Source organism: Pseudomonas sp. R37(2017) (assembly GCF_002113375.1).
Lineage (GTDB): Bacteria > Pseudomonadota > Gammaproteobacteria > Pseudomonadales > Pseudomonadaceae > Aquipseudomonas.
In genome coordinates, this window is sequence record NZ_NEHO01000002.1 from 163,418 (window position 1) to 184,707 (window position 21,290).

Here is a 21,290-nt window from a genome sequence, read left to right on the forward strand (position 1 = left end):
ACAGGCTGCGTTTAGTCGCATACTGCGCGGCTAGAATTTCATTCGTTTTACGGAAATCCACCGCATGAAACGTACACCGCATTTGCTCGCTATCCAGTCCCACGTGGTATTCGGTCACGCTGGCAACAGTGCCGCGGTTTTCCCGATGCAACGGGTCGGGGTGAATGTCTGGCCGCTCAACACTGTGCAGTTCTCCAATCATACCCAGTACGGTCAGTGGGCCGGTGAAGTGCTGGCGCCGAACCAGATACCGGACCTGGTCGAGGGCATCGCGGCGATTGGCGAGTTGGGCAACTGCGATGCGGTGCTCTCCGGTTACCTCGGTAGCGCGGCCCAGGGCCGGGAGATTTTGACGGGGGTGGCGCGGATCAAGTCGATGAATCCGAAGGCGCTGTACCTGTGTGACCCGGTCATGGGGCATCCGGAGAAGGGCTGTAGTGTTCCGGCGGAAGTCAGCGATTTTCTGCTGGAAGAGGCCGCTGCCGTGGCGGACTTCATGTGCCCGAACCAGCTGGAGCTGGACAGTTTTTCCGGGCGCAAGCCGCAATCGCTGTTCGATTGCCTGGCCATGGCGCGTGCCTTGTTGGCGCGCGGCCCGAAAGCGGTGCTGGTCAAGCATCTGGACTATCCCGGCAAGCCGGCAGAGGTCTTCGAGATGCTGCTGGTGACGGCCGAAGGCAGCTGGCATTTGCAGCGCCCGTTGCTGGCGTTTCCGCGTCAGCCGGTGGGTGTGGGTGATCTGACGTCGGGCCTGTTCCTGGCGCGTGTGCTATTGGGCGACAGCCTGGTGGCCGCGTTCGAGTTCACGGCGTCGGCCGTGCATGAAGTGCTGCTGGAAACCCAGGCGTGTGCCAGCTACGAGCTGGAACTGGTTCGGGCTCAGGACCGGATTGCCCATCCGCGGGTACGGTTCGAGGCTACACCAATCAGTCTCTGATTCAGCGCTGCCCCCATTCGCGAGCAGGCTCGCTCCCACAGGGATTCAAGTTGTAAGCACTCTTTGTGCAACACAGTAAAACCTGTGGGAGCGGGCTTGCCCGCGATGGCGATTGAACGATCGAACACGTTAGGCGTCGCCCTTGATCTCCTGGTAACGCTTTTCCAGTTCCTGACGAATTTGCCGACGCTGTTGAGCCTGGATGAAGCGGCGCTTGCTCTCGCTATTGTCTGGTTGCAGCGGTGGTACCGATGCAGGTTTACGCTGGTCATCGACCGCAACCATGGTGAAGAAGCAACTGTTGGTGTGACGCACCGAGCGTTCGCGGATGTTCTCGGTCACCACTTTGATGCCCACTTCCATCGAGGTGTTGCCGGTGTAGTTCACCGAGGCGAGAAAGGTCACCAGTTCGCCGACATGTACCGGCTCACGGAAGATGACCTGGTCCACCGACAGGGTCACCACATAGCGGCCGGCATAACGGCTGGCGCAGGCGTAGGCCACTTCGTCGAGGTATTTGAGCAGGGTGCCGCCGTGAACATTGCCAGAGAAGTTGGCCATGTCAGGGGTCATCAATACCGTCATCGACAGCTGGGCGTTTCCGGGTTCCATAGCATTCTCACGGGTCAAGGCCAGATTTGAGGGATGCACCTCTGCGGGTGCCTCGGCGGTTTTTTTCAAACCAACAGTTATCGGGACGCCGGGTGCAGAGTCGCCGTCACGCCGGATCGATCTGTTTCCATATATTGCACCGCCTTTCTGCCAGAAGTCGCGGTGTTACCCTTCAGAAAGCCCCGTTACAAGGGTATTTCCTACGCGTAAAGCAGATATTTACTCGGTATCGATCAGAGCATTCCTGCGTCTGGGAATCGAGCAACGATAATCAGGGAGCCGCTCGCCATGCATGCCATCAGTTTTATTCAGGATCTGGCAGTGATCATGTTGATCGCAGGCGTGGTAACCGTGGTTTTCCATCGCCTGAAACAACCGGTGGTGCTGGGCTACATTGTCGCCGGCTTCATCATTGGCCCGCACACCCCGCCATTCGGCCTGATCCATGACGAAGAAACCATCAAGACCCTGGCCGAACTCGGGGTGATTTTCCTGATGTTCTGCCTCGGCCTGGAGTTCAGCCTGCGCAAGTTGTTCAAGGTGGGGGCCACGGCATTTATCGCGGCGTTCCTGGAAATCGTGCTGATGATCTGGATCGGCTACGAAATCGGTCGCTGGTTCGACTGGAACACCATGGACTCACTATTCCTCGGCGCGATCCTGGCGATTTCCTCGACCACCATCATCGTCAAGGCGCTCAACGATCTGAAGTTGAAGAACGAGCGATTTGCACAGCTGATATTCGGTGTGCTGATCGTCGAAGACATTCTGGGTATCGGTATCATCGCGTTACTGTCCAGCATCGCCGTCAGCGGCACTGTCAGCTCCGGTGAAGTGTTTTCCACCGTGGGCAAACTGTCGCTGTTCATGATCGTCGCGTTGGTCATTGGCATCCTGATGGTGCCGCGCCTGCTGGCCTACGTCGCCAGATTCGACAGCAACGAAATGCTGCTCATTACCGTGCTGGGCCTGTGCTTCGGCTTCTGCCTGCTGGTGGTCAAGCTTGAATACAGCATGGTCCTCGGGGCGTTCCTGATCGGTGCGATCATGGCTGAATCCCGGCAACTGCTGAAAATCGAGCGCTTGATTGAACCGGTTCGCGATCTATTCAGTGCGATTTTCTTTGTGGCCATCGGGCTGATGCTCGACCCGGCGATCCTGCTTCAGTACGCCTGGCCAATTGCCGTAATCACCGTAGCCGTGGTTCTCGGCAAGATGCTGTCTTGCGGCCTGGGGGCGTTTATCGCCGGCAATGACGGGCGTACCTCGCTGCGGGTCGGGATGGGCCTTTCACAGATTGGCGAATTTTCTTTCATCATCGCGGCACTGGGCATGACGTTGCAGGTCACCAGCAACTTCTTGTACCCCGTGGCTGTGGCGGTATCGGTGATCACGACCCTGCTGACGCCTTATCTGATCCGCGCAGCTGATCCATTGTCGACCAAGCTCGCGGGCGTCATGCCAGAACGTCTGGGGCGAGTGCTGGGGATGTACGGTGAATGGCTGCGCAGCATCCAGCCCCAGGGGGAGGGGGCGTTGCTGGCTTCGATGATCAGAAGGATTTTGCTGCAGGTTGGGGTCAACCTGGCGTTGGTGATCGCGATCTTCTTCTCTGGCGCGTTCTTCGCCGAGCGCATGTCGGCTTACTTGCAAGGCTGGATCAGCGATCCGAGTTGGCAGAAGGCATTGATCTGGGGTGGGGCACTGTTGTTGTCGCTGCCTTTTTTGATTGCGGCGTACCGCAAGCTCAAAGCGCTGTCGATGTTGCTGGCGGAAATGGGCGTCAAGCCAGAGATGGCCGGGCGCCACACACAACGAGTGCGCCGGGTGATCGCCGAAGTGATTCCGATCCTGTCGCTGCTGGTGATCTTTTTGCTGTTGGCAGCCTTGTCGGCCAGTATTCTGCCGACCAACAAGTTGCTGGTATTGATCGCCGTGGTCGCGGCCGCTGTGGCGGCGCTGCTGTGGCGCTGGTTCATTCGTGTGCATACGCGGATGCAGGTGGCGTTGCTGGAAACTCTCGACAATCACAGGGAGTCGTCCGGGCATTGACCACCCTGCGGCGTTGACTGGATCAGCTTTCCAGCCAGACGTCCCGTGCCCAGTGCCATACCGACTCCCAGGACTCTTCGGTGATCAGCTCTTCTTCTCCCGACCACAGCACCACCGTGCCGTCCTCTTCGACGCAGTAGTAGTTGTCGCCGTCCTGGCAAATCGGGATCAGATCGCGTGGTACGCCAGCATCCCAGGCATTTGCGGCTACATCAGGCAGGTAGGTATGCGATTGCGGGTCAGTGACGGTCACCGGTTCAAGGCTGCCGTAAACCACGTCGCTGACGGTCAGCAGGAATTCCTTGAAGACGAACGGAATGTTGATGAACAGTTCTTCTTCGACTTCTACCAGTTGGTCTTCGTCGGGCAATTCCAAGGGGACCGGTACCGGTTCGTTGGCTTCACGCAGTTGCTCGATGATTTCTTCCACGTCCGGGATCCTCTTGCTTGAATGGCGCGGTTTATATGGGGCGGTTTATACAGTAGCTCGCTATAGATGCAACCGCGAAATAGAAAACCCCGGCCGAGGCCGGGGTTTTGTCTACAACACGTGAATCTCGGAGGGTAATCAGCCGTTCTGGCGGATACCTGCCACCAGCCAGGGCTGGTTTTCGCCCTGGACGCGCTCCATGTTCCAGCTTTCGCTGAATGCTTCGCCCTGATCGAAACGGGAGTTTTTCGATACGCCGCTGAAGGTCAGGGTGGCAATGGTCTTGTCCGCGCGATCGTCCACGCCGTCCAGTTGTACATTGAGGTTATCAATGTAGGTGGACTGGAAGCCATCGCCCAGATCGGCACGCTCACGCTTGAGGAACTCCAGCATTTGCGGGGTCACGAACTCGGCGATCTTGTCCATTTCGTTGGCGTCCCAGTGTTGTTGCAGGGACTGGAAGTGGTTGCGCGCCGCTTCGACGAAGTTTCTTTCGTTGAACCAGGCTGGAGCGTTGATCACTGGGCGAGCGGCAACAGGCGCTGCCGAACCACCGAAGATCGAACCGCCGGCAGGTTTTTGTTCAAACGCTTCGCGTTGCATCGGCGCGTGGCCGGCTGGAGCGTAGTGCTCCTGCTGCTTGCGACGACGGGAAGCGATAAAGCGGAAGACCAGGAACGCAATGACGGCCATGATCAGGATGTCGAAGATCTGCATGCCCTGGAAGCCATCGCCCATGAACATGGATGCCAGCAGGCCGCCAGCGGCGATACCGGCCAGAGGGCCGAGCCAGCGCGAAGCACCACCGGCCTTGGCGGCGGCGCCAGCGGCACCGGCAGCACCAGCGGTCGCCGCGGCGCCGCCCATGCCTGGGGAAGAAGGAGCCATCTGGCTGGTCTGGTGCGTCGGCGCAGCGCCGGCGCTTTTGCCACCACCGAAGCGCTTGGCGGCATTGACGTCGAGACTCATCGTCAGGCCAATGCACAACGCCATGGCGATGCTAAGAAAACGTTTCATAAAGGGAATTCCCATTTGTGGAAGGCACGCGCGCCATGTTGCACAGCTGAAGTGTTACTGGCTAGCGGCAGAGTGTTTCGGGCTTTTGCCTGACAGGTCGTGTTCAGCTTCAGTCAGTGCAATAAGGCCTTTTGACTTTGATTTGTCAGATGAGTGGACAGGGTCTGTAGGATGATCGCCTAGCGTCGCAGAGCCAGCAAGACGACCCCGGCCGTGATCAGGCCGATTCCGCCCCATTGGCGCAGGTCGAGTTTTTCACCCAGCAGGATAACGCCAAGAACAGCCACCAGCACCACGCTGAGTTTGTCCACTGGAGCAACCAGTGACGCCGGACCGACCTTGAGTGCGCGGAAATAGCAGATCCACGATGCACCGGTGGCCAGGCCCGACAACAGCAAGAACAGGTAGCTCTTCGCAGAGATCGATCCCAATGACTGATATTGGCCCGTGGCGTACAAAATCAAGGCCAGGCTGACCAAGACCACTACCGTACGCAGCAGGGTGGCGAAGTCGGAATTGACGTTTTCGATGCCGACTTTCGCGAAAATGGCGGTCATTGCCGCGAATGCCGCCGATAACAGGGCCCAGAATGTCCAAGAAGAAATAAAGCCTGAGCCCATGCTTTCAGTGCCTTGTTCGGATCAATTTCTGTAGGTCCACGGGAAACCCTGTGGGAGCGGGCTTGCTCGCGAATGGCTGCACTGCGTTCATTCAGTCATGCCGCGATAACGTTCTTCGCGAGCAAGCCCGCTCCCACAAAAGTCCAGCATCCAGCGTTTTAAATAGCTTCCAGCTTGGCATACCCCAGCATCAGCCACTTGCTGCCTTCACTGAAGTTCACCTGCACCCGGGCTTGAGCGCCGGCGCCTTCGAAGTTGAGGATCACGCCGTCACCGAAGATCGAGTGGCGCACGGTCTGGCCCAGGCTGAAGCCGGTTTCCGGAATCGCGCTGCCGCTGAACAGGCTGCCGCCACTCATCGACTGGTTGCCACCAAATGGACGGCTGACGCTGTTGGACAACCGCACTTCCTGAATCAGGCCTTTCGGCACTTCACGTACGAAACGCGACACCTTGTTGTAGGTCTCGCTGCCATACAGGCGTCGGGTTTCGGCATAGGTCATCACCAGATTTTGCATGGCCCGGGTGATGCCGACGTAGGCCAGGCGACGTTCTTCCTCAAGGCGGCCGGGTTCTTCCAGGCTCATCTTGTGCGGGAACAGTCCTTCCTCCATGCCCACCAGGAACACGTAAGGGAATTCCAGGCCCTTGGCGCTGTGCAGGGTCATCAGTTGGATGCTGTCTTCGTGCTCGTCGGCCTGGGTATCGCCGGCTTCCAGCGACGCGTGACCGAGGAACGCTGCCAATGGCGTCAGGTCCTCGTCTTCTTCGCTGTTTTCGAAGTTGCGCGCAGCGCTGACCAGTTCCTCAAGGTTTTCCACCCGGGCCTGGCCTTTCTCGCCTTTTTCCGCTTCGTGATAGGCGATCAGCCCCGACTGCTCGATGACGGTCTGGGTCATCAGGTGCAGCGGCATTTCCATGCACTTGGCGGCAAGATTCTCGATCAGCTCGATAAACGCGCCCAAGGCGCCGGCTGCACGGCCGGTCAGGCCTTTGTTGGCCACCAGTTGGCGCATCGCTTCCCACATCGACACATCGCTGTGGCGGGCATGGTCGCGGATCGCTTCAACGGTTTTCTCGCCGATGCCACGGGCCGGTACGTTGATGACCCGTTCCAGCGCAGCATCGTTGCCGCGACCTTCGAGCAACCGCAGGTAAGCCATGGCGTTCTTGATTTCGGCGCGTTCGAAGAAGCGCTGGCCGCCATAGATACGGTATGGAATGCGCTCGCGCAACAAGGCTTCTTCCAATACCCGCGATTGGGCGTTGGAGCGATACAAAATCGCGATATCGCTGCGAGACAAGCCGGTTTTCAGCACACTTTCGATGGTTTCCACCACGTAGCGTGCTTCGTCGTGTTCGTTGAAAGCGGCGTACAGGTTGATTACTTCGCCGTCGCCGCCGTCTGTCCACAGCTCTTTGCCCAAGCGCCCGGTGTTGTTGGCGATCAAGGCATTGGCAGCCTTCAGGATGCCGGCGGTAGAGCGATAGTTTTGCTCCAGGCGAATGGTTTCGGCGTCCGGGAAGTCTTCGGAGTACTGGTAGATATTCTCGATTTTCGCGCCACGCCAGCCGTAGATCGACTGGTCATCGTCGCCCACCACCATCAGGCTGTCCCCGCCCTTGGCCAAGAGGCGCAACCAGGCGTACTGCACGGCGTTGGTGTCCTGGAACTCGTCCACCAGAATGTGCCGGAAGCGTTTCTGATAGTGAGCAAGCAGGCCGGGGTGATCGCGCCACAAATCGAGGGCGCGCAACAGCAATTCGGAAAAATCGATGACGCCGGCGCGCAAGCAGGCGGCCTCGTAGGCCTCATAAATGCCGCGCATGGTCGCCAGGAACAGGTCACCGCTGGCTTGAATGTGTTGTGGACGCAGGCCTTCGTCTTTCTGGCCATTGATGAACCATTGGGCCTGACGGGCCGGCCAGCGCTGTTCGTCCAGGCCGAGCTCGCGGATCACTCGCTTGACCAACCGTTGCTGGTCATCGCTGTCGAGAATCTGGAAGGTCTGGCTCAAGCCCGCTTCCTGCCAGTGCGCCCGCAACAAGCGGTGCGCCAGGCCGTGGAAGGTGCCGACCCACATGCCGGCCGGATTGATACCCATCAACTGCTCGATGCGCTGGCGCATCTCGGCAGCTGCCTTGTTGGTGAAAGTCACCGACAGGATGGAGTGGGGCGAGGCGTTTTCGACCTGGATCAGCCAGGCGATACGGTGCACCAGCACTCGGGTTTTACCGGAACCAGCACCGGCCAGGACCAACTGACGACCCACGGGGGCCGCTACGGCCTGGCGTTGGGCATCGTTGAGAGAGTTCAGCAGAAGGGAGAGATCATCGCGCATCGGGGCATTCTAGGGGGCCGCGACACACCGGGCAAACCCCGCTTCGCTTTAACCGATGAAAGTTATGCGAAGGACGACCGGTCAGTCACCGACCGCAGGCGTTGGCGGGGCTTGCCTGCAGCATTTTCAGTGGTGTCGGCGGCTGAAAAATATGGCGATTTATTGATCAGCAGCAGTTTGGTCCGGGCAATTGCTTGTGTATGCTCCGAGCAGTTTCGGGCACATGCTCATCATTATAAGAACAAGAACATCGCCTATGACCCTCAGCTTCGACCTGTCGGGCCCCACTGTGGAGCCACGGGTGATCCGTAAACAGTACGCCATGGAAATGGCGGTCGAACGCACGCGCCTGTTGTATCAAGGCTCGCTGCTGCCCACGTTGTTCATGCTGATCAATGGCCTGGTCTGTGCCGGTTTGCTCTGGAGCCCGCAGCGCTATTTCCTGGTCAGCGTCTGGCTGGTGTGGTTGTTGTCTTTGGTGGCGTTGCGGGTGATTCAGGTCGCAGCCTTCGATTCGGCCATTCCCAATCGTCAGGCCCATCCCGTTTGGCGGCGGATGTTCTGGCTGGGCTCGGGCCTCACCGGTCTGACCCTGGCCGGTGCCGGCATCGCCCTGTCTCCCGCCGACAACTTCATCCAGCAAGCCTGGGTCTTCGGCCTCATCGGTGCCGCGGCGCTCTCGGCCAGCGTGGCTTATGCGGTCAGTTTGCCGGCCTTTCTGTCGTTTACCTTGCCCTGCCTGCTGCCGGCCATTGCCTATATGTTTTGGGGAGGAGACGAACAGCAGCACGGTTGGGGCTGGTTCGGGCTGATCCTGCTCGGTGCATTGAGCGTGGTTGCCTGGCAGGTCAACCGACTGATCGATCGGGGCTTGTTGCGTCGCTTCCAGAACCAGGCACTGATCGAGCATTTGCAGCAGGCGCAAAACCGCAGTGATCAGCTCAATCAAAAGCTGGCCAAGGAGATTGAACAGCGCCGGCGTGCCGAAAACGATTTGCGAGAGATACAGGTCGACCTGGAAAACCGTGTTGCTCAACGCAGCCTCGAACTGGACGCCGCCAACCAGGCGCTGAGCAAGAGCGAGGCACGCCTGGCGCTGGCATTGAAGGCCAGTGAGCTGGGCTTGTGGGACTGGAATCTGCAAACCGACGAAGTCCATCACACGCAGATTCAGGAATTGTTCGGTCTGGAGCCGGAGCAGGTCACGGGAATTCTGCGTCATCTCAAGCCGCGCCTTCACCCCGAGGATCTTCCTGCGCTGAAAAGGGCCCTGGTCGAGCATTTGAAGGGCCGCACCGAGGACTATCAAATCGAGTATCGCGTGCGCCATGGCGACGGCCACTGGGTTTGGATCGAGGACCGTGGGCGTGCGGTCGAGCGTGCCGAAAACGGCCGGGTGATGCGCATGGTTGGCACTCGCCGCGACATCAGCGTCAGCAAAGGCCTGGAGGAGCAGCGGCAACTGGCGGCGACCGTGTTCGAGGCGGCCAGTGAAGGGATCGTGATTTTCGATCCGAACTACGCCCTGCTCGCGATCAATCAAGCCTTCAGCCGGGTGACCGGTTATGACATCGAGGACATGATCGGACGCAATGTCGTCGAGCTGCCATGCAGTCGTGATGCGCGTCGGCATTACGCTGCAATACATCAGGCGCTGGAGCAGGAAGGCAGTTGGCAGGGCGAATTGGTGGAGACCCGCAAGAACGGGGAGATGTATCCACAATGGCTGCAACTGAATGCTGTGCGCGATAATCGAGGAAATGTAAGCCATATTGTGGGCTTCTTCGCTGATCTGTCAGCTCGTCGAGAGTCCGAAGAGCGCATGCGCTACCTGACCCATCACGACGAGCTTACCGGCCTGGCCAACCGGGCGATGTTTCGCGAACGCCTCAGCGAGGCTCATCAGCGAGTGCGACAAGGCGGGTATCGCAGCCTGGCATTGCTGCACATCAATCTCGATCGGTTCAAGCAACTCAACGACAGCCTGGGGCATGAAGTCGCCGACCAGTTGTTGCAGAAAATGGCCCGGCGACTGGTCAATGCATTGCCTGAAGCAGACACCATTGCGCGCCTTTCCGGTGATGAGTTTGCCGTGCTGTTCAACGCCTATGGCAACCTTTCGAGCCTGGCCCGGGTGGCGACTCGTCTGGCAGGCAAGTTGCGTTTGCCGGTGACCATAGACGGGCATGAGTTGGTGGTCAGTGCGTCGATGGGCATCAGCTTGTTGCCGGATAGCGCGCGGGAAATTTCCGCGTTGGTCAGTCAATCGAACATGGCCATGCAGCACGCCAAACATTTGGGTGGCAACAACTTCCAGTTCTACACCGACAGCCTGCAAGCCAGCACACTGGAGCGTTTACACCTGGAAAACCAACTGCGCAAAGCCATCGAAGAGCAGCAGTTGAAGGTGTTCTACCAACCCAAGTTGTGCCTCGCCACGGGCAAGCTGAATGCTGCCGAAGCGCTGGTGCGCTGGGATCATCCGACCATGGGGCGCGTGCCGCCGGGGGATTTCATCGGTCTGGCCGAAGAAACCGGATTGATCGGCCCGATCGGTGAGTTCGTGCTGCGCCAGGCCTGCTGGCAAGCCTGTGAGTGGCAACGACAGGGGCTCGAAGCAATTCGGGTATCGGTCAATCTGTCGGTGCATCAATTGCGCCAGGGCAAACTCGTCAGTCTGGTGCGCCAAGTGCTGGAGGAAACCGGGCTGGCGCCACGCTACCTGGAGCTTGAGCTTACTGAAAGTCAGTTGCTGGACAGCGTTGAGCACATCATCACGACCTTCCAGCAGTTGCGTGATCTTGGGGTGAAACTGGCCATTGATGATTTCGGTACTGGCTACTCGTCCCTGAGCTACCTCAAGCGCATCCCGGTGGACTACGTGAAGATCGACCAGGCTTTTATCCGAGGATTGGGGGAAGGCACCGAGGATGCGGCGATCACGCGGGCTATCATCGCCATGGCTCATGGTTTGTCATTGAAGGTAGTGGCTGAAGGTGTGGAGCGAAGCGAGCAACTTGAGTTTCTCAAGAATGAACATTGCGATGAGGTTCAGGGCTACCTGATCAGTCGGCCGGTGGAGGCACAAGGCTTGGCAGGTCTGCTAAGAGAGCAGGACGTCGAATGAATCGTTATCGCAATGTCGTGCCTCCCGACGGTAATAGTTGCCCGTCGGGAGGTCCGGTAATACGTAAGGATTACAAGTTATTAATCGGTTATTAGAATTTCATCAATGTAGTGCAATAATCCGCCGTTGTAAAAAATGCCAACGCTGGTTATGTCGTGGTTTCCAGGTATTTTATATTCTACAACTTTGTCTTTTAAAGCTGGCAGTGAAACACCATCGGCAGCTTCAAGAACCAGCTCCAGAGGCAAGAAGGGAGTGTCTTGTACCTGGCTTGGCACCAGCCTTGGCGTAATGCCGGAGTTGGCAACAGTTATTGTGCCAGACACTCTGAAAGAAGTGGCGCCTGGCATGCGGTCTATTTGCACCGTCCAGTTTTTCGTTTGAATGCTCATTGTATTTTATTCCCTTTGGTTAAGTTGCTTTGCTCCTGAGGAATTAATGTAGCAAGTTCAGCTCTGTCGTAGACGATATCTATCGGTTGATTATGTAAGTTTGTATTTTTATTTTTGTTAATTGATGGTTGCCTGAACTTTCAGTGGCTGGAGCGGAAGCTATCGTTTTCCTGTGGACTTGATCGATTGCCGGTTTGCATCTGTCGATGAGGGCTACATGAGGTGCTCATACCTGAAAACCGAGGGGTCCGGTAACGCATTGAGCAGGAAAAAAAACGATTCATGTAGTATAACTACAAGCGTGCTACATCCCCGGCGCCTGCCAATAACAAAGAGTCCAGCCCCTTGAACCTGCTGCAACACATCGCCCAGTCTCGCCACCTGTTACGCAAGTCGGAGCTCAAGGTCGCCGACCACGTGCTGCTCGATCCTGCGGTCGTGATGCACAGCTCCATGGCCGACCTGGCCCACAGCGTGGGCATCAGTGAGCCGACCATCGTGCGTTTTTGCCGTGCCATCGGCTGTTCCGGCTTTCAGGACCTGAAGCTGAAGCTGGCCCAGAGCCTGGCGGCAGGTGCGAGTTTCGGCCAGTTTGCGATCCATGAGGATGATTCGGTCGCCGACTACAGCCTGAAAATCTTCGACACCACCCTGCATACGCTGATGGAGGTTCGCGAGAAACTCGACCCGCAGGAGCTGCAGCGGGCGGTGACGCTGATGTCCCAGGCCCAGCGAGTCGAGTTCTACGGCTTCGGCGCCTCGGGTGCGGTCGCGGCGGACGCGCAACACAAATTCTTCCGCTTGCTGCTCACCGCAGCCGCGTACTCCGACCCGCACATGCAGGCGATGTCAGCAGTGACATTGAAGCCAACTGACGTGGCCATCTGCATTTCCCAGTCGGGTCGCTCCAAGGACCTGCTGATCACCGCCAACCTGGTGCGCGAAAGCGGCGCCTCGTTGATCACCCTGTGCCCGAGTCAGACACCATTGGCCGAGCTGTCTACGGTCAATCTGGCGATCGATGTGCATGAAGACACTGAAATCTACACGCCGCTGACTTCGCGTATCGCCCACCTGGTGGTGATCGATGTGCTGGCGATGGGCGTGGCCATGGCGCGTGGCCCGAGCCTGGTCAATCACCTCAAGAGCGTCAAGCGCAGCCTGCGCAGCTTGCGCTTGTCGCCCAAGTCGGTGAAGGCGCTGGACGACTGATGTCGTCGTAAGGTCGTTCCGACCTTATTCGCGAGCAGGCTCGCTCCCACACTGGAATGTATTGCATATGTGGGAGCGAGCCTGCTCGCGAAGATGTCCTTGAATTCGATACAACATTCATCAGTCTGTAACGCCCGAGCCGCCAAACCGTCATCCCTCGCGCCTATCTTGAAACTCCCGTACTCGCCTTGGGAGACTCGAAATGGCCATGCCCTACGAAGAACGCAACAGCGCTGTCAAAACCCGTCGCCAGCAAGAAGATCAACGCCGCATGGAATTCCGTCGCGCCATTGAAGATCGCTGCGAACGTCGTCAGCTTCTGGCCGAGATTGGCGATTTCCCAGAACTGGAACTCAACTTCTGGCAGACGTCTCCCGTAGCTTCCCGTCGAAACGCTCAACCAGCGCGCTGATCTGAATCCGTTCGCTACGGATAAACGCCAGGAAGGCGTGAGCCACCGGTGACAGGCGCTTTGCCTTGGCCTGCACCAGGCACCAGCTACGGAACAGCGGCAGCTCTTCGACCGGCAATTCGATCAGCCCGCCGGTCGCCAACTCAAGGTTCAGGGCGTGACGCGTCAGCAGCGCAACGCCCAGGCCTGCCAGCACACATTCTCGCTGAGCCTCTGCGGATGAGACTTCCTGAGTCTGGTTGAAGTGCACGCGCTTCTCTTTGAAGTATTCTTCGCAGGCAAGCCGCGTCCCGGAGCCCGGCTCGCGCAGCAGCAATGTGTAGGGCTCGAGGTCCTGCAGGCGCAGCGGCCCCATATGACACAGTGGGTGATCCGGTGGCGCCACGGCGACGATCGGGTTGTTCAGGAATGGCAGGAACTCCAGGCCCATGTCTTGCGGAACCATGGACATGATCACCAGGTCGTCGCGGTTGTCCGACAGGCGCCGGATCACCTGGCCGCGATTGACCACCGTCAGTTGCAGGTTCACTTCCGGATGCTGGCGTTTGAAGGCGGCAAACAGATGCGGCACGAAATACTTGGCGCTGGATTCAATCGCCAGTTTCAGTTGCCCCTGCAACGAGCCCTGCATGTCCGACAGCTGCATGTCGAGGTTTTCCAGGCGTCCGAAAATGTCCCGGCTGGCTCGCTGTAACGCTTCAGCCGCTTCGGTCATGTAGAGCTTTTTACCGACGTAATCGAACAAAGGCTGGCCAATCAGCTCCTCAAGTTGACGAATCTGCAGGCTGACGGCCGGTTGTGTGAGCGACATTTCGTCGGCTGCGCGGCTGTAGGAGCGCAAATCACAGACCTCGTTGAAAATCTGCAATTGCCGCAAAGTCATACGCATCAATGACTTACGCATTATCTGGGTGCTCTCGTCGCGGGCTGATGCATTAACTATAAGTCTTTACTTATGCGCGACCCAATTTTTATTCATTTTTGTTAATCCCTTGTGGGCGCTAGTGTGGGCCTGCGACTGAATTGAAACATTTGGTCACGCGTCGACCTGGTCTAGCAGGTCGTGGGTACCACCGGCTCAAGGGAACCTCCAAGTGATAAAAAAGATCCTGATCGCCAACCGTGGTGAGATTGCCGTACGAATCGTGCGTGCCTGCGCCGAGATGGGCATCCGCTCGGTCGCGATCTATTCCGACGCCGACCGCCATGCCTTGCATGTCAAGCGTGCGGATGAGGCCCACAGCATTGGTGCCGAGCCCCTGGCTGGTTACCTGAACCCGCGCAAGCTGGTTAACCTGGCTGTGGAAACCGGTTGCGATGCGTTGCACCCCGGCTACGGTTTCCTCTCGGAAAACGCCGAGTTGGCGGACATCTGCGCCGAACGCGGAATCAAATTCATCGGCCCGGCGGCAGAAGTCATTCGCCGCATGGGCGACAAGACCGAAGCCCGCCGCAGCATGATCAAGGCAGGCGTGCCGGTGACCCCGGGCACCGAAGGCAACGTGTCGGGCATCGAAGAAGCCCTGAGCGAAGGTGATCGCATCGGTTACCCGGTGATGCTCAAGGCCACTTCCGGTGGTGGCGGTCGCGGTATCCGTCGTTGCAACAGTCGTGAAGAACTCGAACAGGCTTTCCCGCGCGTGATTTCCGAGGCCACCAAGGCCTTCGGTTCGGCGGAAGTGTTCCTGGAAAAATGCATCGTCAACCCGAAACACATCGAAGCGCAGATTCTCGGCGACAGCTTTGGCAACGTGGTGCACCTGTTCGAGCGTGACTGCTCGATCCAACGCCGTAACCAGAAGCTGATCGAGATCGCCCCAAGCCCGCAACTGACCCCGGAACAGCGCGCCTACATCGGCGACCTGTCGGTGCGCGCAGCCAAAGCCGTGGGTTACGAGAACGCCGGCACCGTGGAGTTCCTGCTCGCCGAGGGCGAGGTGTACTTCATGGAGATGAACACCCGGGTGCAGGTGGAACACACCATCACCGAAGAAATCACCGGCATCGACATTGTCCGCGAGCAGATCCGCATCGCTTCCGGCCTGCCGCTTTCGGTGAAACAGGAAGACATCCACCACCGTGGTTTCGCCCTGCAATTCCGGATCAACGCCGAAGACCCGAAAAACAATTTCCTGCCGAGCTTCGGCAAGATCACCCGTTATTACGCGCCCGGCGGTCCCGGCGTACGTACCGATACGGCGATCTACACCGGTTACACCATTCCGCCGTTCTACGATTCCATGTGCCTGAAACTGGTGGTGTGGGCGCTGACCTGGGAAGAGGCGATGGACCGTGGCTTGCGTGCCCTCGACGACATGCGTGTGCAAGGGGTCAAGACCACCGCCGCGTATTACCAGGAAATCCTCCGTAACCCGGAATTCCGTAGCGGCCAGTTCAACACCAGCTTCGTTGAAAGCCACCCTGAACTGACCAACTACTCGATCAAGCGCAAACCCGAAGAGCTGGCCCTGGCCATCGCCGCCGCCATCGCCGCCCACGCAGGCCTGTGAGGAATAGAACAATGAGCAAGAAAATCCACGTTACCGACACAATCCTGCGCGACGCCCACCAATCGTTGCTCGCCACCCGCATGCGCACCGAAGACATGCTGCCGATCTGCGACAAGCTCGACAAAGTCGGCTACTGGTCGCTGGAATGCTGGGGCGGTGCGACGTTCGACGCCTGCGTACGCTTCCTGAAAGAAGACCCGTGGGAGCGTCTGCGCCAACTGCGCGCCGCGTTGCCTAACACCCGCCTGCAAATGCTGTTGCGCGGCCAGAACCTGCTGGGCTACCGCCACTACAGCGACGACGTGGTCAAGGCATTCGTCGCCAAGGCAGCGGTCAATGGCATCGACGTGTTCCGCATCTTCGACGCGATGAACGACGTGCGTAACCTGCGCGTGGCCATCGAAGCAGTGAAAGCGGCGGGCAAGCATGCCCAAGGCACCATCGCCTACACCACCAGTCCAGTGCACACCATCGATGCGTTCGTGGCTCAAGCCAAGCAAATGGAAGCCATGGGTTGCGACTCGGTGGCGATCAAGGACATGGCTGGCCTGCTGACCCCGTACGCCACCGGTGAACTGGTCAAGGCGCTGAAGGCCGAGCAGTCGCTGCCCGTGTTCATTCACTCCCATGACACAGCGGGTCTGGCCGCGATGTGCCAACTCAAGGCCATCGAAAACGGTGCCGACCACATCGACACTGCAATCTCCAGCTTCGCCTCGGGCACCAGTCACCCTGGCACCGAGTCGATGGTGGCAGCCCTTAAAGGCACCGAATTCGACACCGGCCTGAATCTGGAATTGCTGCAGGAAATCGGTCTGTACTTCTACGCCGTGCGCAAGAAGTACCACCAGTTCGAAAGCGAATTCACCGCGGTCGATACTCGCGTGCAGGTCAACCAGGTTCCAGGCGGGATGATTTCCAACCTGGCCAACCAGCTCAAAGAGCAAGGCGCGCTGAACCGTATGGGCGAAGTGCTGGCCGAAATCCCGCGGGTTCGTGAAGACCTCGGCTTCCCGCCGTTGGTGACCCCGACCTCGCAGATCGTTGGCACCCAGGCGTTCTTCAACGTGCTGGCCGGCGAGCGCTACAAGACCATCACCAACGAAGTGAAGCTGTACCTGCAAGGCGGCTACGGCAAGGCGCCAGCCCCGGTGAACGAGCAACTGCGTCGCCAGGCTATCGGTAGCGAAGAAGTGATCGATGTGCGCCCGGCCGACCTGCTCAAGCCGGAAATGGCCAAGCTGCGTGAAGACATCGGTGCGCTGGCCAAGTCTGAAGAAGACGTGCTGACCTACGCCATGTTCCCGGACATCGGTCGCAAGTTCCTCGAAGAGCGCGCTGCCGGCACCCTGACACCTGAAGTGCTGCTGCCGATTCCGGAAGCCGGCAAAGTGGCCTCGGCGGGTGGCGAAGGCGTGCCGACCGAGTTCGTCATCGACGTCCACGGCGAAACCTACCGCGTCGACATCACCGGTGTGGGCGTCAAGGCCGAAGGCAAGCGTCACTTCTACCTGTCCATCGACGGCATGCCGGAAGAAGTGGTGTTCGAACCGCTCAACGAATTCGTCGGCGGCGGCAGCAGCAAGCGCAAGCAAGCCTCTGCACCGGGTCACGTCAGCACCACCATGCCGGGCAACATCGTCGATGTACTGGTCAAGGAGGGCGACACCGTCAAGGCTGGTCAGGCTGTGCTGATCACCGAAGCGATGAAGATGGAAACCGAAGTCCAGGCGGCCATCGCTGGCAAAGTCACCGCCATTCACGTGGCCAAGGGCGACCGGGTGAACCCGGGCGAAATCCTGATCGAGATCGAAGGCTGAGTTAACAGTCTCGATACAACGCTTTATACCTCGGGGGGGCATGTGCTCCCCTTTTTTTCGTCTGGAGTTTGTGCCCTGACGTTCAAGTGGGGTCAGAAGGTCGCTCGCTGCTGGCCTGTGGTGCATTATTTTGCAGTTTCAGTTGAATGGAACAGGGCCAAATCTGCATTTTATTGCGTGTATAGGGACTTCGTTGAAGATCAATATGCACTATATTGCGTATTTGCAATGAGCTAGTTTCAATGCAATGCATTTAATTGCAGGTGATGAGGATATGTTCAACCTGACCCTACAGATTTATACGAATGGGAAATGGCATGACGCTATGACTCTGAGCTTCGACAGCCCTGAACAGGGCTTCGAAAGCCGATGCAGCTTTGGTTACGCACAGACTTATCTATTCGAGAACCATGAGGACATTGGCTCACCCTATGCTGCGGCTGTGAGTGCCAGGTTTCCTCTGGAGTGGGATGGTCGACGATCCAACACACCGGCCTTTGTATATGACATTGCACCTGCTGGCGCGGCGAAAAGATTTCTCCTGGCACACTTGGGTCGTGACAAGCCTGCTGACATCAGTGCCGATCTTTACCTGTTGGCCAGAAGGACACCCGCGCCGATCGGTAACATGCGCATAAAAGAGTCTGCCGAGACTGTTGATCAGCGTGAGCCAATAGGATTCAAGCGTCAGGATGTGATCAGCCGTGATAACCGGTTTCTCGAGTACGCCTATGAACAAGGCGCTGCAATCGGAGGGGCGACAGGGGCCGGCGGAGAGGCGCCGAAGCTTTTACTGGCTCAGGGTAAGGATGCTGACTTCTACCCCGATGCAGTACTAAACGACGCAGACGTCATTCAGCACTGGTTTGTGAAGTTCTCTCGCAACAAAGGGACCAAGAACGATCAGGACATCCTCAGAAGCGAGTATCACTACTACAAGGCGCTGCAAGCGCTAGGCATCGAAACGGTGGCAGCGCAGGGGCTTGCGTTGGAAGAAGCGACCAAACCCAGTTTGTGGATGCAACGTTTTGACCGTCAGGTGACCCCTCAGGGGGTCGAGCGTTTTGCCGTGGAGTCGATCTACTCGTTGGCGCAAATTACGACGCCCGGTAGTGCGATGGACCACATTGAAGTGATTCGCATGCTTGCTGGACTGTGGCGTGATGCGGGGCAGGGGGATCGGATCCCTGATCTTGTTGCGGAATATCTGCGCCGGGATCTGCTCAACAAAATCCTCGGCAATTCCGATAACCACGGACGCAACACAGCAATCATTCGTGACACGGCCTCGTTCCGCTTGGCGCCGATCTATGACTTGGCGCCGATGGTCATGGACGACGAAGGCGTCACGAGGACCACCAAGTGGCCAAAGGCCTTGGAAAGGGCCGGGGATGTCAATTGGCGTGGTGTGTGCCAGGCCTTGGCCGAGCTGGCTGCCCCGAATGATCCTCTGGCAGCGTTGAGCGATTGGTCGATTTGTTTCGAACGCCTGCGCGAAGATGCCCATCACTTGATGGCACTTCCGGACATTTTGACGGACAGCGGATTGCCCGACGTGACGATGAATCACCCGCGCATCGCTTTGAAAAATCTGGAGCAACGGTTGAAAGAGTGGGATCTGAAATGAGTATGACTGTTGCCGAGCGCACGCAGCTCATAGAAGACATTCAAGAAGGACTCGCCCAGGGTTCGATTGAGATCGCTGAAGCTGTACGACGCCTGCGTGTAGAGGTCACCGGCCTGCACCAGACTCAATTCGCCAAAATGTGCAAAGTCTCGGTTCGCACTCTGGTGCATATCGAGCATGGGGAAGGGAACCAGACGTTGAAGTCGTTGAACGCGGTATTCCGGCCGTTTGGATTGAAGATGGGGGTGGTGCGGATTCGACGGGATGTCGGCTGAATCGCGCGTTGATGGTTAAAAGATCGCTGCCTGCGGCAGCTCCTGCACGGGATTTGTGTTCATCCTGCAGGAACTGCCGCAGGCTGCGATCTTTTGCTTTCAGGCTGTTAGCCGCGACATTCAGCCAGGCTTTTCATTTGCCCCGAAGCCGTCTGGTTTTCGTCACCCAGCCACTTCTCGAACCCGGCACCAATCGCTGGCCATTCCGAGTCCAGAATCGAGTACCACGCCGTATCGCGGTTCTGGCCTTTGACGACCATGTGCTGGCGGAACACCCCTTCAAAACTGAAGCCCAATCGTTCGGCCGCATATTTGGAGCGGGCGTTGGCGTTGTTGCATTTCCATTCCAGGCGACGGTAACCCAGGGCAAAGGATTCCTTGGCCAACAGGTAAACCGCCTCGGTGCTTTTCGGCGAGCGCTGCATCGGGGCGCCGAAGGTGACGTGGCCGATCTCGATACGGCCCTGGGCCGGGACGATGGACATCAGGCTGAGGATGCCTTGCACCTCGCCGCTGGCGCGATCGACCACGCTGAAGAAATACGGATCGCTATTGGCCGCATGGTTGTTCAGCCAATCGTTGAATGCGCTGCGCTCGGGGAAGGGGCCATACGGCAAGTAGTCCCAGAGTTTCGGGTCGGCGCCGGGGCCTTGCAGGGCTCGGAACAAGTCGTCGCCATGGCGCGCCGGGTCGAGTTTTTCCAGGCGGATGAAACGACCTTCGATAGTTTGTACTGAAGGCGCCGGGACGCCTTTCCATTCGGCGAGTGAATTCGACATGTCGTTCTCCTTGAACCTTAGATGGCTTTGCGAAACTGGATGAAACCGGGGCGTTCGGCGATGCGCTCGTAGAGCTGGATCGCGGTGGCATTGGTCTCGTGGGTCAGCCAATGGACCTTGCAGCAACCGTCGGCCTTTGCGGTGGTGTAGACATATTCGATCAGCTTGCGTCCGACGCCGGTACCACGGGTTTCTGGCGCCACCAGCAAGTCTTGCAGGTAGCACGAGTTTTCGATGCTCCAGTTGGAGCGATGGTAGATGAAATGCACCATGCCCACCGCTTTGCCGTCGGCCCAGGCGAGGGCTGCGTGGGTCGGTTCGCTTGGATCGAGCATGCGCTGCCAGGTGCTCTGACTGACCGCCTCGGGCAGCTCGGTGTTGTAGAAGCGCAAGTAGGCTTGCCACAGCGGCAACCACGCGGCGTGGTCGTCGGCGTTGACCTGGCGGATCTCGATCTGACTCATGGTGATTTCCTTAGCGCATCAATTGGGCGAGGGTCTGGTCGTTGACGTCGGGGCTGGCGGCCAGGCCTTCGCGTACGCCGGCGATGTCGGCGGGGCTACGGTTCTGGCTGAGCTTGCGCTTGCCTTCCAGACGGTCGATGGGAATGGCAAAACCGACGATGGCCTTGAGCATGCCGTCGATGTAATCGGCGGGGGCGTCGGCCACTGACCACGGTTGGGCGCGGCCAGCTTCATGACGGTCGGTGAGGGTGCTGACGATGTCGAGCAGCCGCCCGCCATCACTAAAGGTTTCGGCTCGACCATAGGCGTGTACGGCGACGTAGTTCCAGGTCGGCACGACTTTGCCGTGTTCGGCCTTGCTCGGGTAGAAGCCGGGGCTGACGTAGGCGTCGGCACCAGCAAAAATCAGGAGGGCTTCGGCACCGTCGCGCAGGTCCTTCCACTGTGGATTGGCTTTGGCCAGATGCCCGTACAACGTACCGTTCAAGCCTTGTTCGCGATGCAGCAGCACCGGCACATGACTGGCTTGCAGGCCACTTTCGCCGTGGGTCACCAATATGGCGAGACGGGTGGCGAGGATCAGTTCATGCAGTTGGGACAACTCTTCGATGGCAAAAGCGCGCGGCGTGTACATGGAGATATTTTCCTTGGCGAATATCTGC

The 21,290-nt window shown here is 58.4% G+C and carries 19 protein-coding genes; 9 read left to right on the forward strand and 10 right to left on the reverse strand.

Annotated elements, in window-relative coordinates; genetic code table 11:
• Positions 1 to 64 precede the first annotated feature (64 nt).
• A complete protein-coding gene (pdxY, locus tag CAG47_RS03885) occupies positions 65 to 937 on the forward strand; it encodes a pyridoxal kinase PdxY (protein WP_085723594.1) in 873 nt (290 codons plus the stop codon).
• 129 nt (positions 938 to 1,066) lie between these two features.
• On the opposite strand, the gene CAG47_RS03890 is transcribed toward pdxY, so the two are convergent.
• On the reverse strand, positions 1,067 to 1,549 hold the full coding sequence (locus tag CAG47_RS03890; protein ID WP_085723595.1) for an acyl-CoA thioesterase: 483 nt from the start codon (positions 1,547 to 1,549) through the stop codon (positions 1,067 to 1,069).
• 288 nt (positions 1,550 to 1,837) lie between these two features.
• Here CAG47_RS03890 and CAG47_RS03895 point away from each other — a divergent pair, with 288 nt between their 5' ends.
• Positions 1,838 to 3,601 carry a cation:proton antiporter gene (locus CAG47_RS03895; RefSeq protein ID WP_085723596.1) on the forward strand — a complete coding sequence of 588 codons (1,764 nt, stop codon included), beginning with the start codon at positions 1,838 to 1,840 and terminating at the stop codon, positions 3,599 to 3,601.
• Between the two features lie 22 nt (positions 3,602 to 3,623).
• Here CAG47_RS03895 and CAG47_RS03900 read toward each other — a convergent pair whose 3' ends face one another.
• The 4 genes from CAG47_RS03900 to uvrD form a co-directional block, all read right to left on the reverse strand.
• On the reverse strand, positions 3,624 to 4,031 hold the full coding sequence (locus CAG47_RS03900; RefSeq protein WP_007995855.1) for an SMI1/KNR4 family protein: 408 nt from the start codon (positions 4,029 to 4,031) through the stop codon (positions 3,624 to 3,626).
• A gap of 138 nt (positions 4,032 to 4,169) precedes the next feature.
• Positions 4,170 to 5,048: a Tim44 domain-containing protein gene (locus CAG47_RS03905; RefSeq protein ID WP_085723597.1), complete on the reverse strand. Its 879-nt coding sequence runs from the start codon at positions 5,046 to 5,048 to the stop codon at positions 4,170 to 4,172.
• 179 nt (positions 5,049 to 5,227) lie between these two features.
• Complete coding sequence (locus CAG47_RS03910; RefSeq protein ID WP_085723598.1) at positions 5,228 to 5,668, reverse strand: EamA family transporter; 441 nt, start codon at positions 5,666 to 5,668, stop codon at positions 5,228 to 5,230.
• A 158-nt stretch (positions 5,669 to 5,826) separates the two neighbouring features.
• Positions 5,827 to 8,010 (reverse strand): DNA helicase II, encoded by a 2,184-nt coding sequence (gene uvrD, locus CAG47_RS03915; protein ID WP_085723599.1) that lies wholly within the window; start codon positions 8,008 to 8,010, stop codon positions 5,827 to 5,829.
• Between the two features lie 256 nt (positions 8,011 to 8,266).
• Here uvrD and CAG47_RS03920 point away from each other — a divergent pair, with 256 nt between their 5' ends.
• Positions 8,267 to 11,137: a GGDEF domain-containing phosphodiesterase gene (locus CAG47_RS03920; protein ID WP_085723600.1), complete on the forward strand. Its 2,871-nt coding sequence runs from the start codon at positions 8,267 to 8,269 to the stop codon at positions 11,135 to 11,137.
• An 80-nt stretch (positions 11,138 to 11,217) separates the two neighbouring features.
• Here CAG47_RS03920 and CAG47_RS03925 read toward each other — a convergent pair whose 3' ends face one another.
• A complete protein-coding gene (locus CAG47_RS03925) occupies positions 11,218 to 11,529 on the reverse strand; it encodes a hypothetical protein (RefSeq protein ID WP_085723601.1) in 312 nt (103 codons plus the stop codon).
• A gap of 345 nt (positions 11,530 to 11,874) precedes the next feature.
• Between CAG47_RS03925 and hexR the strand changes: the two genes are divergently transcribed.
• Together hexR and CAG47_RS03935 are read left to right on the forward strand one after the other, a co-directional pair.
• The gene (gene hexR, locus CAG47_RS03930; RefSeq protein WP_085723602.1) at positions 11,875 to 12,741 is read left to right on the forward strand and encodes a transcriptional regulator HexR; all 867 of its coding nucleotides are present in this window, start codon (positions 11,875 to 11,877) and stop codon (positions 12,739 to 12,741) included.
• Between the two features lie 202 nt (positions 12,742 to 12,943).
• On the forward strand, positions 12,944 to 13,153 hold the full coding sequence (locus CAG47_RS03935; protein ID WP_085723603.1) for a PA3496 family putative envelope integrity protein: 210 nt from the start codon (positions 12,944 to 12,946) through the stop codon (positions 13,151 to 13,153).
• Here the strand turns inward: CAG47_RS03935 and CAG47_RS03940 are convergent.
• The gene (locus CAG47_RS03940) at positions 13,095 to 14,057 is read right to left on the reverse strand and encodes a LysR family transcriptional regulator (protein ID WP_085723604.1); all 963 of its coding nucleotides are present in this window, start codon (positions 14,055 to 14,057) and stop codon (positions 13,095 to 13,097) included. The genes CAG47_RS03935 and CAG47_RS03940 overlap by 59 nt on opposite strands.
• A gap of 190 nt (positions 14,058 to 14,247) precedes the next feature.
• Between CAG47_RS03940 and CAG47_RS03945 the strand changes: the two genes are divergently transcribed.
• The 4 genes from CAG47_RS03945 to CAG47_RS03960 all read left to right on the forward strand — a co-directional run bounded on the left by CAG47_RS03945 (position 14,248) and on the right by CAG47_RS03960 (position 19,385).
• A complete protein-coding gene (locus CAG47_RS03945; RefSeq protein ID WP_085723605.1) occupies positions 14,248 to 15,663 on the forward strand; it encodes an acetyl-CoA carboxylase biotin carboxylase subunit in 1,416 nt (471 codons plus the stop codon).
• Positions 15,664 to 15,674: 11 nt separating this feature from the next.
• A complete protein-coding gene (oadA, locus tag CAG47_RS03950; protein WP_085723606.1) occupies positions 15,675 to 17,483 on the forward strand; it encodes a sodium-extruding oxaloacetate decarboxylase subunit alpha in 1,809 nt (602 codons plus the stop codon).
• Between the two features lie 274 nt (positions 17,484 to 17,757).
• Positions 17,758 to 19,110, forward strand: coding sequence for a HipA domain-containing protein (locus CAG47_RS03955; protein ID WP_085723960.1), 1,353 nt, complete (start codon positions 17,758 to 17,760; stop codon positions 19,108 to 19,110).
• Positions 19,107 to 19,385 carry a helix-turn-helix domain-containing protein gene (locus CAG47_RS03960; protein ID WP_085723607.1) on the forward strand — a complete coding sequence of 93 codons (279 nt, stop codon included), beginning with the start codon at positions 19,107 to 19,109 and terminating at the stop codon, positions 19,383 to 19,385. Before CAG47_RS03955 ends, CAG47_RS03960 begins: the two co-directional genes overlap by 4 nt.
• A gap of 107 nt (positions 19,386 to 19,492) precedes the next feature.
• On the opposite strand, the gene CAG47_RS03965 is transcribed toward CAG47_RS03960, so the two are convergent.
• From CAG47_RS03965 to CAG47_RS03975, 3 genes are read right to left on the reverse strand one after another with little or no spacing between them, the layout of a single operon-like run.
• The gene (locus CAG47_RS03965; RefSeq protein ID WP_085723608.1) at positions 19,493 to 20,164 is read right to left on the reverse strand and encodes a GNAT family N-acetyltransferase; all 672 of its coding nucleotides are present in this window, start codon (positions 20,162 to 20,164) and stop codon (positions 19,493 to 19,495) included.
• A 17-nt stretch (positions 20,165 to 20,181) separates the two neighbouring features.
• Positions 20,182 to 20,628, reverse strand: a complete 447-nt coding sequence (locus tag CAG47_RS03970) for a GNAT family N-acetyltransferase (protein WP_085723609.1) — start codon at positions 20,626 to 20,628, stop codon at positions 20,182 to 20,184.
• 10 nt (positions 20,629 to 20,638) lie between these two features.
• Entirely contained in the window at positions 20,639 to 21,262 is a 624-nt protein-coding gene (locus CAG47_RS03975; protein WP_085723610.1) for an FMN-binding negative transcriptional regulator, read from the reverse strand.
• Between the last annotated feature and the right edge of the window lie 28 nt (positions 21,263 to 21,290).

Excerpts from the sequence above, each read along its gene's own strand:
- CAG47_RS03960 (WP_085723607.1), top strand. The coding sequence starts at position 19,107 with ATGAGTATGACTGTTGCCGAGCGCACGCAGCTCATAGAAGACATTCAA.
- CAG47_RS03910 (WP_085723598.1), bottom strand. The coding sequence starts at position 5,668 with ATGGGCTCAGGCTTTATTTCTTCTTGGACATTCTGGGCCCTGTTATCG.
- pdxY (WP_085723594.1), top strand. The coding sequence starts at position 65 with ATGAAACGTACACCGCATTTGCTCGCTATCCAGTCCCACGTGGTATTC.
- CAG47_RS03905 (WP_085723597.1), bottom strand. The coding sequence starts at position 5,048 with ATGAAACGTTTTCTTAGCATCGCCATGGCGTTGTGCATTGGCCTGACG.
- CAG47_RS03970 (WP_085723609.1), bottom strand. The coding sequence starts at position 20,628 with ATGAGTCAGATCGAGATCCGCCAGGTCAACGCCGACGACCACGCCGCG.
- CAG47_RS03925 (WP_085723601.1), bottom strand. The coding sequence starts at position 11,529 with ATGAGCATTCAAACGAAAAACTGGACGGTGCAAATAGACCGCATGCCA.
- uvrD (WP_085723599.1), bottom strand. The coding sequence starts at position 8,010 with ATGCGCGATGATCTCTCCCTTCTGCTGAACTCTCTCAACGATGCCCAA.
- CAG47_RS03975 (WP_085723610.1), bottom strand. The coding sequence starts at position 21,262 with ATGTACACGCCGCGCGCTTTTGCCATCGAAGAGTTGTCCCAACTGCAT.
- CAG47_RS03940 (WP_085723604.1), bottom strand. The coding sequence starts at position 14,057 with ATGCGTAAGTCATTGATGCGTATGACTTTGCGGCAATTGCAGATTTTC.
- CAG47_RS03935 (WP_085723603.1), top strand. The coding sequence starts at position 12,944 with ATGGCCATGCCCTACGAAGAACGCAACAGCGCTGTCAAAACCCGTCGC.
- CAG47_RS03895 (WP_085723596.1), top strand. The coding sequence starts at position 1,838 with ATGCATGCCATCAGTTTTATTCAGGATCTGGCAGTGATCATGTTGATC.
- CAG47_RS03890 (WP_085723595.1), bottom strand. The coding sequence starts at position 1,549 with ATGGAACCCGGAAACGCCCAGCTGTCGATGACGGTATTGATGACCCCT.
- oadA (WP_085723606.1), top strand. The coding sequence starts at position 15,675 with ATGAGCAAGAAAATCCACGTTACCGACACAATCCTGCGCGACGCCCAC.
- CAG47_RS03920 (WP_085723600.1), top strand. The coding sequence starts at position 8,267 with ATGACCCTCAGCTTCGACCTGTCGGGCCCCACTGTGGAGCCACGGGTG.
- CAG47_RS03955 (WP_085723960.1), top strand. The coding sequence starts at position 17,758 with ATGTTCAACCTGACCCTACAGATTTATACGAATGGGAAATGGCATGAC.
- CAG47_RS03965 (WP_085723608.1), bottom strand. The coding sequence starts at position 20,164 with ATGTCGAATTCACTCGCCGAATGGAAAGGCGTCCCGGCGCCTTCAGTA.